Genomic DNA, 14,147 nt, shown 5'->3' with positions numbered 1-14,147 from the left:
AGTTAAGTTTTAGGGGTTAATGACTTTGAGGCACCATGCCGTAAGCAGTTTGCGGCGGGATTCGGACAGGTCGCGGGTCCTGGGCATCGCTACCGAATTCGCCCATTGCGGAAGACTGATCCTGTCCATCAGCGCACGCGCCATCACAGGGTCTTTCCAGATATTGGGGTCGTTGAGCTTCACCACCTTGCTCATGGCCGGGTAGAGCAGGTAATAATTCCGCAGCACTTTGGTGTACACCACGTCCCAGGTCAGCTTGTCGTTACCGGTAGGCTGCGGCGATCCGGGATCTTTGTAGTACTGCGAATAATCTTCATCGTTCGGCAACACCCGCACGTTGATGATGGACCCAGTCAGCGGGTTGAACTCCGCGTAACACGAAGGCGGCGGGTTGTCGCTCGTGGTGCAGGTGACGAGGACATTCCCTTTTTTGCTAACCGGCAGTGAGATGGGATCGCCGAGGTTGTAATTGTCCTGCAGTTTGACGGCGTTGCCCGGTGCCTGGTTGGGCGTGGTGTCGTAATACCAGAGCTGGTAATTGTACCCGCCGTTGTTGTTGAGCTTTTCACCGTTCTTGTAGCCGATGAAGGAAATGGGCACCGTGCCGGGGCCATAGTCTCGGAACTGGGTGGTGGTGGCGTTGGGGTTCACCGTATTCTGTTCGGCATATACACCGGATGTTTCAGAAAACAGGAACAGGGGTTTCTCGACGTGGATAACCTGGTTCACGCCCTGCGAGCCGGTGCAGTACAGGAAAAAAGGCTGGCCGGCATCTACCCTGGCATTGATGAACGCGTTCCAGGTAAAGTCGAAAATCCAGCCGTTGCCGTCGTTCTGCCGCACGTCCATATAATTGATCTGGCCGAGAACCTGGTTGTTGGAGGAAGTTGGGTCGGCGGGGTCGCCGATGATGAGGGAAATGGTGCCCAGGTTGAATTTGGGGTTGTTCCCGGTGATCAAGGGATCGTAGTTTCCCTGGTACAGGTCCGGCAATACGGGCGACAGATCGAGCGAGATTTGCGGGGCCACTTTGAAGGTGTTGTCGCTGTTCCGGTAATAAAGGATCGCCGGTGGCGTCTGCATCATGGGAAGGCCCATCCGGTTGCCGGCCCATCCTGTGGGCCAGGGGAATTTCTGCGGTTCGAGGTAGCGGCCGGTGGTTTGCGAAGTGGCGTCGCCTTCGAACCAGGGGGCCACGGTGCCCTGGATTTCCAGGAAATCCGGGTTCGTACCCTGCACGGCGTACAGGGCGTTCATTTGGTCAATGTACGCCTGGCCTTTGTATTTGAAGACGTTGATTTTCTGTAATGGCCGGAAAATGGTGAACCGGCAAACGATGCCTGCCAGTGGTTTGCGGTCTTTCGTGGGAGAAGTGGCCGGCATTCCCTGCAGAATCGGCTGCCCTGTCAGTTCGCTGAGCGGGATCACGCACTGGAACATGGCCGAGGCGCCGTTGGGGCCGGTAAGTGCGGCGTTTTTAAAGAAGTTGATCCAGCGGGTCATGCCTTTCGAGGGTTTGCCGGTGAAAACGGCCGTGTCGCCCGCGATGAGACTGATAAAATCGGTGTAGAGTTGGGTGTTGGTCGGGTCTTCCGGGTTGATGTCGATCACCATGCCCGTGCTTCTCCCGTTGGGGCCGGTGCGGTTGAGGAACGATAGCTGGGCCACGGAGATCTGGCTTTTCAGGGAAGGGGGCATAACGTTGTTCGGGTCGTTGATGCCGGTGACGTTCACGCCGATCATATCCAGTCCCATATCGCCGTAATAGTTCCATTCCCCGGGGAAAATAGTGTCGTTGGCCGCGAAATCCGCGGAGGGGGCGGGCCTTTCGCCTTCGAACCGCTTGGCGGTGGTGGCGCAAGGGTTGGAGGGCGGTGGATTGTAGACGCCGAGCGGGGTGATGGCCCAGTTCACCCAGGCATCGTCGGTCATGCCGTAGATCATGGGTTGTACGCTGGCAGAATCGGCAAGGCGGACGGGTTGCCCGGCGTAAGGGCCGGAGGCGAACTGCTCGCCGGAATAATCGTCATTGTTCGCAGTGCCTACGTTAATAGAAATCAGGCCCTTGAAATTGATCCTTGGGTAATCGAAAATAGACATGGGGGGTAGGTGTATTAGATTAACAATGCATTAACGAACGCAATTAAGGGAATTCGGGCTGGTTAAAATGTTAATACATGTTACGACACCTTCTCACAAACGAATTGGTTAGCAGGCAAATAGGGGAGTTTCCGACTGGCGGCAGCCGGAAAAACGCTTAAAATTTTAACAACGGGGAGTTAGAAAAAAACAGCCGACCATTCCCGTTGGAAGATCGCTTCGGGAGCCAGTTCGATGATTCCTTCCTTCCGGGTGATGTCTCCGCTGGCGCTCACATGGTCTGCGATCCCGTACCACGGCTCGATGCACACGAAATCGGCATTGGGAGCGGCCCAGATCCCCATATACGGGAACCCCGGGAACCGCAGCTCGAGCCCGTGCGGCGTTTTGTCGCTGCGGAGGGAAATGGCGTTGGACGCGAGGTGTTTGAAAACGAGCGCATCCTTCAAAAACAGTTCTTTTGTAAGCGGAAGTTCCTGCGAATTGTCGAAGTACGCCACCGGTTCGTCGAGGATTTGCCCTTCGGGCGAAAGCGGCCACAGGGCTGCGTTTTCTGGCGCATTGAAGTGAAGCGCATAGTCATGGTAATGCGTCCCCTCCGCCAGTGGCACCCTGAAAGCAGGATGCGCCCCGATCGAGAAATACATGGGCTGGTCGCCGGTATTTTGCACGGTGTAGCGGACGGTCAGCGTGGCGTCGTTCACCGCATACCGGATGCTCAATGTGAAAGGGAAGGGGTAGCGGGCCAGGGTGTCTCCATCGTCCGTCAATACGAACGTCGCCGAATGCGGCGTCTGCTCCGTCAATTCAAAGATTTTATCTCTTGCGAAGCCATGGCGGCCCAGTTCGTACGTTTTCCCGTTGAAACGGTACTGGTTGTTTTTCAATCCCCCCACGATGGGGAACAGTACCGGGCTTTTCTTTCCCCAGAAAGCGGCATCGCCGCTCCAGAGGTATTCCAGATGATTGTCTTTCCGTTGGATAGCTTGCAGTTCCGCACCTTTCGGGCTGATCTGGACGCTCAGGATCTCATTGTCGATAGTAGTCATGCTACAAATTTACAGTTTCAGCCGGATTCCCCGTTTGCTGATCCATCCGGTCAGTTGAACGATTATCAGCGCGAAGGCGAGCGATTTCAACAGCCCGGGCGCCCCGCCCCAGGGGAACATCATCGGGACCGACAGTGCGCCCATCAAGGCATAGGCATAATAAGGCATCAGGTAACACAGCAACGTGTCTGTCCCCGCAGGTTTAATGGTCCTGAAAACTCCCCCTTTCCCTTTCAGGTCCGCGATCCAGTATACCAGCGTAAACACGAGCAATGTAATCGCGCTGCAGATATATACCCAGCTTGGCGTCACCATCACTTTTGAAATGCCCCACACCGGCCGCGTCGCGATCCCCACCGCCAGGAGCCCCAATGCTATGCCGGTTAACCATCCGATAACGGGAATGCGTCGCCCTTTCTCCACGAAGTCCCGGAAAAGAATGGAAGCCACCGTTCCCCCAAGCACCAGCGCCGCCAGTCCGCCGTCGCCCACCGGGGCCAGGAAACGCCGGAGCGGATGATCTTCCGCGATGAATCCGGCGTGCGCTGCCATGTTGAAAGCCATACACACGAGCCAAACGCCCAGTACGGCGCCGATTTTACCTTTGCCGATGATGAAAGCAAGCGCCCCCACGAGGTAAGCCCATCCGATCAACCCCAAAATCCCCCACCAATACGTCGAAAATCCCTGCGCCTGCTCACCGCCGCGGCAAACGCTGACCAGCAACAGCAACCCGGCGATGCCGATCGCTTTGAGCACGTATTTGCGGACATTCGGCCAGCTGGCCGGATATTGATTCCAGATGAGGATGAAGGAAGTGCAGGCGATGGCGTTCCACACCCCGCGCGAAAGACCGGTTGCCCCCTCGTTCAGGTATTCCCCGTTCACCAGTACCAGCCCCATCACGAGCAAGCCGATCCCGCGTTCCAGCGCATGGCGGACGAGCGCCCAGGTACCATCGCCCTTTTTGACACGGTTGGCCACGGCATAAGGAATGCTCATGCCTACGATGAACAGGAATGCCGGGAACACGGTGTCTGCCAGGCCCATGCCGTCTTCCCGCGGCTGGGTGTGTTCGAGCCACAGGGGAATGTCGTGCAGGGTCCAGAGGTCGTTGACGAAGATCATGAGCGTCATGGTCAGGGCACGGGTAATGTCTATCGACGCGATTCTTTGGGAAAGGGTCATAAAATGGGTGGAATTTGTATCAAGATAAACAACGGGGCCGGTAATATCAACCGCACCCCGTTGACTTTCGTTGTAACCTTCAGTTTTTATCGCGCTACCACCAGGCGCACCTGCCTGTCCATGCGCCCGGATTGCAGCCGCAGGATGTACACGCCCGAAGGTTGCGGCGTCTGCGGCCAGCGTAGCGTATGCTCGCCGGCTTCCTGGCGTGCGTTAAGCAATGTTTGCGTTTGTCCGTTAATGTTATAGACCGAAATCAGCACGTTCCCGGCTTTCGGAAGGGAGTATCTTATCGTGGAAGCCGTGCCGGATATGGGATTGGGATATACTTCCAGCTTCACTTCCTTCGACGGTCCCCCCGTCCCGTCATCCATTTTTGCCTGCATCAATGCCCCGCCGCCACCGGTTTCCCCGAACACGCGCAGCTCCGAAATACTCGCCCAGGTGCCGGTATAATCCGCCGCACCGGTCACGTTGATGCGTACGTACCGCGCCGCCACAGGACTGAAATTATCCGTGATCGGTGAAGCCACCGTTCCGGGCGTGGTATTGGCGGAACGGTTCACGATTTGTGTGAAACTGCCGCCAGCCGTGGTTTTGGCTTGGATGGTGAATTGATAGGCGCGGTCGTTGAAGCAAACCACTTCCGTTTTCGAAATATCGTACACCGCGCCCAGGTCCACTTCCAGCCATTGCGGGTATCCGCTGGCCGACCAGCGGGTGTTCACATCGCCGTCTACCGCCGAGCTGGCAGGGTTTTCCGGCTGGGGCTGACTGCTGGCCGTTACGGATTTGTTGAGGGCGAGGTTGGCCAATGCGGGAGGAGCGTCCGGGTCGGGAGGACCGCCCATCCAGGCCGGCCCAACGTCCATCGAGTCGAGCGGATGATTGGTGACCGTTCCGGACACGCGCTCATCGGCCCCAGCGTCTTTGGAAGAAGTGCGCGCCTGCCCGTCGATATCGAACGATACATTGACGTCTACCGGCAATCCGGAAATATCGAGCACGCCGCCCCATCCGCCAACGCCGGCGTCTATGGCCGGGCTGGACGCGCCGATGCGCCAGCTGCCCGCCGATTCCAGTTGCGGGTTGGCGATGGTGATACCGCCGGGGTTCGTAATGCCGAGGGTGCCGGAGAAAATGTTCCCCTGCCAGGTTTCTGACCCGGTGAGGTTGTTGGCTACAAGCGATTGATTGGCGTCTACGACCACGTTGTTGGCGACTTTCACGCCGGTGGGCGAAAGCGGCCGGGAGCCGTTGTTCAGATCGATGGCGCGGCCGCTGGTGAATTCACCGATGGTGTTGTAAGCGATCACGCAGCCGTTGATCCTCGGGTTGTAGCGGACTTCCCCGGCCGGGTAATCCTGTCCTTTTTGAAGGATGATCACCGCATCGCCGGTTGAATTGGCCGCATCCAGGCCGTAGAAGAAGTTATTGATGATATAGTTCTGCGAACCGATGACGCGCACGCCGCCGGTTTTGGCCTTTCCTTCACCGAGGAACCAGTTGGCGTAGAGCACGTTGCGGTCGCCATGGCGGAAGCAGAACTGGCCCTCCGAGCGGCGGAAAGTATTGAAGCGATAGAGGTTTTCCGCGCTTTTGTTGGAAATGATCTCGTTTTCGCCGTCGCATTCGCGGAAGAGGTTGTATTGGAAGAGCGTCCGCGAGATATTGTCCATCTGCCCGGAATAGCCCACCCTAACGGTTTCTCCGCCATTTGCGCCCAGCGGCGGACGGCGGGAAAAGTGGTTGTATTCCACCACATGGTAGTCGGCGGTTTGATCGCGCACTTCGATCTGCAGGGTGGGGTCTGCGGTGTTTTTGCCTTCGAAATGGCAATGGTCGAGGCGGGCGCGAAGCCCGTCGAGCACCATCCATTTCGATCCGGAATTGAAGTGGATGATGGCGCACTGTGTGATGCGGTTGTAGCTGCCGCGGATGGTGACTACATTGCCGGTGACGGTGCCGTTGGTCCATTTGAATCCCCGGACCACCAGGTAGGTGCCGGTGACGTTGAGGGTGGAGTTCCCCGTGAACGTGACGCCTCCGGGCGTTTGGGCGCGCATTTCGATAGCGGCGGTTGAAGTGCCGGAGGAACTGAAGGTGATGGCGGCATTGTTCCAGGTGCCGTTCTGTAAAATGATACGGTCGCCGGGTTGCGCAGCCGAAATGGCGGCGTTGAGCGCGGTCATGTTAGACACGTTGCGATCGATGGCCGAGGCGCCGGTACAGCTTAATAGCAGGCCAATAAGCCAGTGGTAACGTTTTCGCATAAGTGGAATTTGGGTGATGAATAAAATACGGTCCGGCAGACGGGAAGATGATCGTGTTTTCTTTGCGGAAACGAGTTAATTATCCATGCTTGCCAGGCATGAAAGTGCATTGGCGGAGAACGTTTTTCAATGTGTGGACAAGCGTTTTCATAACTATCGGGAATGGCTGGATTCGAATATATGCAAACGATTGCATATTTGCGAATATTTTTTGGGATAAATAAAAAACGACAGTCTCCGGGAGGGGACTGTCGTCGTGTATTATTTGGAAAGAAATTAACTCCAGATGTCGTTGCCTTCGGTGAGGAGGACGGGTGCGCCGTCGGTGACCATGATGGTATGTTCATGTTGCGCCACGAAGCTGCCGTCTTTGGTCTGGAGCGTCCAGCCATCGCCGTTTTCGTAGGCCCAGGTGGCCCGGGTGGAAATGAAGGTTTCGATGGCTACCACGCCGTTTTTGCGGAAGCGGACGCGGTTGTATTTGTCGTAGTAATTGGCGATGGAGTGGGGCTCTTCGTGGAGGCTGCGGCCGATGCCGTGGCCGGTGAGGTTTTCTATCACCCGGAAACCTCTTTTCTTCGCTTCCGCTTCGATCAATCCCCCGATTTCGGCGATTTTCACGCCGTCGCGGATATTGGCGATCGCTTTGCGGAGAATATCGCGCGAGGCATCCACGAGTTTCTGATGGCCGTGAATATCTTCCCCAAGCACGAATGAACCGCCGTTATCCGCCCAAAATCCGTTCAGCTCGGCGGATACGTCCACATTCACGAGGTCGCCCTCCTGGAGGATGCGCTTCACCGAGGGGATGCCGTGCGCGATCTCGTTGTTGACCGAGATGCAGGTCCAGCCGGGGAAACCGTACGTAAGTTTGGGCGCGCTTTTGGCCCCGAAGGCAGCCAGCACGGCATTGCCAAATTCGTCGAGTTCGCCGGTAGACATTCCCGGGCGGGCGTGTTCCCGCATCGCTTTCAGGGTGAGGGCCACCGCTTCTCCGGCCGCCCGCATGCCCTGTAATTCCGCTTCGTTCGTGATAGACATGGGTTTCGTAATCTGTTTGCCGCAAGTTAATCAATATTAGGCATTGACGCGTGGGTATTAGTGCCCAGGCGGCTTGCCGGGGCGGGTGAGGCGTTTGGGCGCCTATGCCGCGAGGCCATTTATCGGTGGCTCCGCAGATTTTTATTTCCCTCTTCCCAAAAATCCAGGCTTCCCGCCTTACCGTTTGCCGAGGGTTCCGTAATTTAGGACATGCGAAAGATTGTTTTAGCCAGTACATCGACTTTATTCGGCCAGGATTACCTCACTTACCTGGAACCCGCTATCCGCGAACTGTTCGCCGGCATCCCGGAAATCGTTTTCATCCCATATGCGCGCCCCGGCGGCATTTCCCATGACGATTACACCGCCCGCGCCGCAGCGGCTTTCGCTGCCTGGGGTATAAAGGTGCGGGGCCTGCATACTTTTCCCGATCCGGAAGTGGCCATCCGCCATGCTGCGGGTTACTTCACCGGCGGCGGCAACACCTTCCTCCTGGTAAAACAAATGCACGAAAATAAACTGATGGATTTGCTGGCCGCCGAAGTGGAAGGAGGGAAGCCGTATCTGGGCACGAGCGCCGGCAGCAACATCGGCGGGGTGAACATGCAAACCACCAACGACATGCCCATCGTGTACCCGCCCAGTTTCCAGACCATGAACCTGGTCCCCTTCAACCTCAACCCCCATTACCTCGATCCGCAACCCGATTCCGGGCATATGGGCGAAACCCGTGAAACCCGCATCCGCGAATTCCACACCCAGCAAAACGTGCCGGTAGTAGGCCTCCGCGAAGGCAGCTGGATCGAAGTGAAGGGAACGGAGATCGCACTGCGGGGCAATCTCAGCGCCAGGATCTTCAAAGCCGGTCATGAACCGTATGAAATGTCGGCCGGTGGTAACCTGTCCCTCATCTGATCCCCCTTTCCCAGCTAAATATTTAGCGGGCGGCCTACCGGTTGCCCGCTTCTTCTGCCATTCCATCCAGTTATTTGATAATTTCTTCAACAATTTTCACCGTTAGTGGAGGTTTTCTGAAAAAAGTGGAAATGTTTATTAATTTAACCGGCTCTTTATTGTCTACAAGCTCAACCAATTCACTATGAGTTCAAATCGGAGAAATTTCCTTCGCCACCTGGCGATCGGTTCCGGCGCACTGATGACCGGTATCCCGTCTTTCGCATCTTCCGTTCCCAGCGATGAGGAACTGAAAATCGCGTTGGATCAATCCAAGAAATCGCAACGCTTCAACATGAGCGGTTACGCTGCTCCCAAGATCGACAGGGTGCGGATCGGTTTCATCGGACAGGGTATGCGCGGGCCGGGTGCGGTTCAGCGTATGTCGTATATCGACGGTGTTGAGATCGTAGCCATCTGCGACCTGTTGCCCGAGCGCGCCACCAAATCGAACGCCATCGTTACGAAAATGGGCCGCCCTGCCGCCAGGGAATATTCCGGCGCCAATGGCTGGAAGGAAATGATCGATAAGGAGAAACTGGACCTGGTGTATATCACCACGCCCTGGGCTCTCCACACCCCCATGGCCCTATACGCCATGGAACACGGTTGCCACGCAGCGTCCGAAGTGCCCATTGCGCTGACGCTCGAAGATTGCTGGAAACTCGTGGAAACTTCCGAGCGCACCAAAAAGCATTGCATGATGCTGGAGAACTGCTGCTACGACTTCTTCGAGCTGCTGACGCTCAACATGGCGCGCCAGGGCCTCTTCGGCGAGATCGTACACGCAGAAGGCGCGTATATCCACGATCTGCGCGATCTCAACTTCTCCAAAAAAGGGTACCAGAACATGTGGCGCCTCCGCGAGAACATCGCGCACAACGGCAGCCTCTACCCGACCCACGGCCTCGGCCCCATCGCACAGTGCATGAACATCAACCGCGGCGATAAAATGGATTATCTCGTGTCTATGTCCAGCAACGATTTCATGATGGGCGAAATGGCGAAAGCGAAAGCAGCCGAAGATCCGTTCTTCAACGAATTCGTAGGCAAAAACTACCGCGGCCAGATGAACACCACCACCATCAAAACCGCTAAGGGCAAGACGTTGATGGTACAGCACGACGTAACTTCCCCCCGCCCGTATTCCCGCATCCACCTCGTGAGCGGCACCAAAGGCGTAGCCAGCAAATGGCCCGATCCCGAACGTATCGCTTTTGGTCACGACTGGATCTCCGAAGCCGAACTGAAGAAACTTTACGACCAGTACACACCGGAAATCATCCGCAAAATCGGTGAAATGGCGAAGAAAGTCGGCGGTCACGGCGGTATGGACTTCATGATGGACTGGCGCCTCATCGACTGTCTGCGCAACGGCCTCCCGCTGGACCAGGACGTGTACGACGGCGTGGCATGGAGCTGCATCTTCCCGCTGAGCGGAAAATCCATCGCGAAACGTTCTTCCAGCGTAGATATTCCCGACTTTACCCGCGGCGCCTGGAAAACCAATGCACCCGTTGAACTGACGCTGAAAGGCGGCGGCACCACCGGCGTGATCAATGTGGAAAAGAAAGGTGAGTCCAAGCAACTGAACGTGCACTAATCCCGCACGCAATCGATACCTGGCGCTCTCCTTTACCGGGAGAGCGCTTTTTTTTTACAACACTATCGCTACCTGCCATGAAACATTTCCTTTCCTGCTGCCTGCTGCTGCTTTCGGCCACCGCTATGGCGCAGCGCCCCGATACCGACCTCTACGCGCAAACCAGCGAAGTCAACAATATTATGGTGCAATTCGAAGCCGACCGCGGCATCCTGCAACGGTTTTACGCCATCCGCAACTCGCCCGAACGGCGGGAAAGGCTGGAAAAACTGTATGCGGATTACCTGCAAAGGCTGGCGGCGCTGGATTGGGACCAACTGCCGGTGGGCTCCCGCGCGGATTACGTACTGTTCCGCCGTAACCTGCAACAGGAGCGCAATTTGCTGACCGTCGAAAAGGCGGAAACGGCGCAGTTGAGGCAATATTTCCCTTTCGCTGATTCGCTCTATGCCGCTGAAGCCCGCAGGCGCAGGGGCCTCACGCCCAACGCCCGCGCCCTCGCCGCCGCGTGGAACCAGGCGGGCAAGGCCGTCCGCGTGCAGCTGACTTTGCTGGCGAAAGACAGTTCGCTAACGCCCTTCCTGGCCCAACGCGGCGCCGGCATCGCACGGGGCTTGCAGCAGGCCATCAAAAGCACATACGATTTCTACACCGGCTTCGATCCCCGTTTTTCGTGGTGGATGCCGGCGCCGTACCGGGAGCTGGATAGCCTCCTGGGCCAATACGCGAACACCTTCCAACAGATCGCCAAACGCGCGCCGTCGCAGAAAGACGATGGTTCCGGCATCATCGGCAACCCTATCGGCCAGGCCGGTGTGCAAGTGTTGCTGCAACACGAAATGATCCCGTACTCGCCCGACGAGCTGATCGCCATCGCCAACCGCGAATTCGCCTGGTGCGAAAAGGAAATGCTCAAAGCCTCCCGCGACATGGGGTTCGGCGACAACTGGAAAGCCGCCATGGAAAAGGTAAAAGGTACTTCCGTGGAACCCGGCTCGCAGCCGGAAGCGATGTTGGGGCTGTACAACGAGTCCGTCGCGTTTCTGAAGGAACATCAATTGATCTCGTTGCCACCACTGGCCGAGGAAACCTGGCGGATGAACATGCTGTCGCCCGAAAGGCAGCTGGTGGCGCCGTTTTTCCTGGGCGGGGAAGAGCTGCTGATCGCCTTTCCGACCAACACGATGAGCCACGACGATAAAATGATGTCGATCCGCGGCAACAACCCCCATTTCTCCCGTGCCGTGGTGCATCACGAATTGCTGGCGGGCCACGGTTTGCAGCAGTTCATGAACGACCGCTACAAAGCCTATCGCCACTTCGATACCCCTTTCTGGACGGAAGGCTGGGCGTTGTACTGGGAGCGGCTGTTGTGGGACAAGGGCTTTCCCCGATCTGCGGAAGACCGCGTGGGCATGCTGTTCTGGCGGATGCACCGTTGCGCGCGCATCATCTTTTCCCTCAGCTATCATACCCACAAATGGACGCCGCAGCAATGCATCGATTTCCTCGTGGAACGCGTCAACCACGAACGCGCCAACGCCGAAGGCGAAGTGCGCCGCTCGTTCACCGGCGGGTACGGTCCGCTGTACCAGATCGCTTACATGATCGGCGGGTTGCAGTTCGAAGCATTGAAGAAGGAACTGGTAGACAGCGGGAAAATGAATATCCGCGATTTCCACGACGCCATCATCCGTGAAAACGCGATGCCGGTGGAAATGGTGCGCGCCATTCTGCTGGACAAGCTGCCCGGTAAGGATTTCAAGTCCAGCTGGCGGTTTTACCCGCTCTAGCGGATGGAATCCGGGTTGGGAATGAAATTTAGGAAAGCGTTGAATTTGGTCTGGTACTTCCGCTTGTCGAGCTTATAGTAAAAGGCGCCTCTTTTGGAGGTGGCCTTTTCTTTGTCTTTCTGCTTTACGAGCAGCCCGGTCGACAATACTTTCCGGGAAAAATTACGTTTATCCATCAGCGTGTCGAAAATACCTTCGTAGAGGTGCTGGAGCTGGGGGAGGGTGAATTTTTCCGGGAGCATTTCGAATACGATGGGGTGGAAGGCGGCTTTGTAGCGGAGTTTCTGCTGCGCCAGGGCCACCATGTCGCGATGGTCGAAAATGAGGGACGGCAGCTTTTTGAGGGGGAACCACTCGGCATGGTAGTCCTGGTTGATCTGCTGCGTGTACCGGTTAATGTCGATCAGGCTGGAATATACGACGGACAGGGTGCGGTCAACCGGATCGCGCTCCACTTCCCCGAAAATGTACAACTGTTCCATGTACACGTTCTCCAGGCCGGTCAGCTCTTTCAACACACGGCTCGCCGCAAGATCGATGTTCTCGTCTCGCTTCATAAGTCCGCCGGCTAGGCTCCAGCGGCCCTTCTCGGGCTCGAAGCCCCGTTTGATGAGGAGCAGCTTCAGCTCCGTTCCGTCAAATCCAAATATGATACAGTCTACGGCCACCAGCATCCTGTTTTTGCTGGAGTATTGGGCGATTCTCAAGGCGGATCAGTTTTTTGCGTGGTCACGATATAAATGTCGCACAGACAATTTATCAAACATTCCTGAAAAATTGGCTGGAAATTTCGGGATTTAATCCAGATATTTAAAGGATTAAACCCGAATTCTGTTTTAAAATTTCACGTTCTACATGAAAAAGTTATCGACCCTCATGGCCCTGTCTACCGGTGGCATCATGGCTTTTACCGCCTGTGGCGACGGTGGCGGCAAAGCGCCCCTGGTATCGCTGACCAGCGCCAGGTACGGCGAAACGGGCGGCGCGGAAGTCACCCAATACACCCTCACCAACGCCAACGGCATGATCGTCAAGGTCCTGAACTACGGCGGCATCATTACGGATATCATCACGCCAGATAAAAGCGGAGCGCCCGGCAACGTGGTGCTTTCGTACGACAGCCTGAGCGGCTACCTCCAGGCCGGCAACCCCTATTTCGGGACGCTCGTGGGCCGGTACGCCAACCGCATCGCCAATGCGCAGTTCTCGCTGGACAGTGTCACCTACAAGCTGGCGCCCAACAATAACGGCAATTCCCTGCACGGCGGGCTGAAAGGCTTCGATAAAGTGATCTGGAAAGCCACGCCCCAGCCCGGCGATTCCAGCCTCCTGCTCGAATACCGCTCCGCAGACGGGGAAGAAGGCTATCCCGGCAACCTCGACGTGAAAGTGGTTTATACACTCACGGCCGACAATGCCCTGCAGATCGACTATACGGTCACTACAGACAAGGCAACGCCCATCAACCTCACCAATCACAGCTATTTCAACCTGTCTGCCGGCCGGAGCCACGACATTCTGGGCCACGAGCTGCAGTTGCGCGCGTCGCGTTACACGCCGGTGAACGAAAACCTCATCCCGCTGGGACGCCTCGATTCCGTGGCCGGTACTGCCATGGATTTCACGGCGCCGCATAAGATCGGCGAGCGCATTAGCCAGGTCCAGGGCGGCTATGACCACAACTGGGTGCTGGAAGAAGCTGAGGGGCTGCAGGAATTCGGGATGCTGTACGATTCCGTTTCCGGCCGTGTGATGACGGTAGCCACCACCGAACCAGGCGTTCAGTTCTATAGCGGCAACTTCCTCGACGGTTCGCTGAATAATACGCGTAATAACGCAGTGTACGGAAAACACGCCGGCATGTGCCTGGAAACCCAGCATTTCCCGGATGCTCCGAACCAGCCGTCGTTCCCCAGCGCCATACTCCGGCCGGGGGAAACCTACAGGCAGACAACGGTATACCGTTTCGCGGTACGCAAATAATCGCATTTCGTGAAAAAGGAAAGCCGTCCCGATCATTGTAGTGCTCCCAAAAGGTTGGACTTTTTAGATTAAGCGGCTTGAGTTCGATATTGTATTGGACTCAAGCCGTTTAGTTTTAATTTGATTCTGTGGTTATTGTAATAGTTTATGTACTCAATGATTT

The 14,147-nt window shown here is 56.5% G+C and carries 11 protein-coding genes; 4 read left to right on the top strand and 7 right to left on the bottom strand.

Annotation, left to right across the window (positions count from 1 at the left end):
• Positions 1–9 precede the first annotated feature (9 nt).
• The 5 genes from EJ361_RS15195 to map form a co-directional block, all read right to left on the bottom strand.
• A complete protein-coding gene (locus EJ361_RS15195; protein ID WP_126246496.1) occupies positions 10–2,100 on the bottom strand; it encodes a hypothetical protein in 2,091 nt (696 codons plus the stop codon).
• 179 nt (positions 2,101–2,279) lie between these two features.
• Positions 2,280–3,149: an aldose 1-epimerase family protein gene (locus tag EJ361_RS15190; protein ID WP_126246495.1), complete on the bottom strand. Its 870-nt coding sequence runs from the start codon at positions 3,147–3,149 to the stop codon at positions 2,280–2,282.
• Positions 3,150–3,158: 9 nt separating this feature from the next.
• Complete coding sequence (locus EJ361_RS15185) at positions 3,159–4,337, bottom strand: heparan-alpha-glucosaminide N-acetyltransferase domain-containing protein (RefSeq protein WP_126246494.1); 1,179 nt, start codon at positions 4,335–4,337, stop codon at positions 3,159–3,161.
• 86 nt (positions 4,338–4,423) lie between these two features.
• Positions 4,424–6,610, bottom strand: coding sequence for a chondroitinase-B domain-containing protein (locus tag EJ361_RS15180; RefSeq protein WP_126246493.1), 2,187 nt, complete (start codon positions 6,608–6,610; stop codon positions 4,424–4,426).
• A gap of 276 nt (positions 6,611–6,886) precedes the next feature.
• Positions 6,887–7,651, bottom strand: a complete 765-nt coding sequence (map, locus tag EJ361_RS15175) for a type I methionyl aminopeptidase (RefSeq protein ID WP_126246492.1) — start codon at positions 7,649–7,651, stop codon at positions 6,887–6,889.
• 210 nt (positions 7,652–7,861) lie between these two features.
• Between map and pepE the strand changes: the two genes are divergently transcribed.
• The 3 genes from pepE to EJ361_RS15160 all read left to right on the top strand — a co-directional run bounded on the left by pepE (position 7,862) and on the right by EJ361_RS15160 (position 12,001).
• A complete protein-coding gene (gene pepE / locus EJ361_RS15170) occupies positions 7,862–8,566 on the top strand; it encodes a dipeptidase PepE (RefSeq protein ID WP_126246491.1) in 705 nt (234 codons plus the stop codon).
• 184 nt (positions 8,567–8,750) lie between these two features.
• Positions 8,751–10,208, top strand: coding sequence for a Gfo/Idh/MocA family protein (locus EJ361_RS15165; protein ID WP_126246490.1), 1,458 nt, complete (start codon positions 8,751–8,753; stop codon positions 10,206–10,208).
• A gap of 77 nt (positions 10,209–10,285) precedes the next feature.
• On the top strand, positions 10,286–12,001 hold the full coding sequence (locus EJ361_RS15160) for a DUF885 family protein (RefSeq protein ID WP_205687025.1): 1,716 nt from the start codon (positions 10,286–10,288) through the stop codon (positions 11,999–12,001).
• Here EJ361_RS15160 and EJ361_RS15155 read toward each other — a convergent pair.
• A complete protein-coding gene (locus EJ361_RS15155; RefSeq protein WP_240646639.1) occupies positions 11,998–12,708 on the bottom strand; it encodes an NUDIX hydrolase in 711 nt (236 codons plus the stop codon). The two genes, EJ361_RS15160 and EJ361_RS15155, sit on opposite strands and share 4 nt — an antisense overlap.
• Before the next feature lie 148 nt (positions 12,709–12,856).
• Between EJ361_RS15155 and EJ361_RS15150 the strand changes: the two genes are divergently transcribed.
• Positions 12,857–13,984, top strand: a complete 1,128-nt coding sequence (locus tag EJ361_RS15150; protein WP_126246489.1) for an aldose epimerase family protein — start codon at positions 12,857–12,859, stop codon at positions 13,982–13,984.
• 68 nt (positions 13,985–14,052) lie between these two features.
• Here the strand turns inward: EJ361_RS15150 and EJ361_RS15145 are convergent.
• Positions 14,053–14,147 (bottom strand): IS3 family transposase (locus EJ361_RS15145; protein WP_164714262.1); only part of this gene is annotated, 95 nt, incomplete at its 5' end.

Source organism: Chitinophaga rhizosphaerae, assembly GCF_003958645.1.
In the GTDB taxonomy this organism is placed as follows: domain Bacteria; phylum Bacteroidota; class Bacteroidia; order Chitinophagales; family Chitinophagaceae; genus Chitinophaga; species Chitinophaga rhizosphaerae.
The sequence above is the reverse complement of the archived record's forward strand: the minus strand, read 5'-3'. Positions and strand labels throughout refer to the sequence as shown.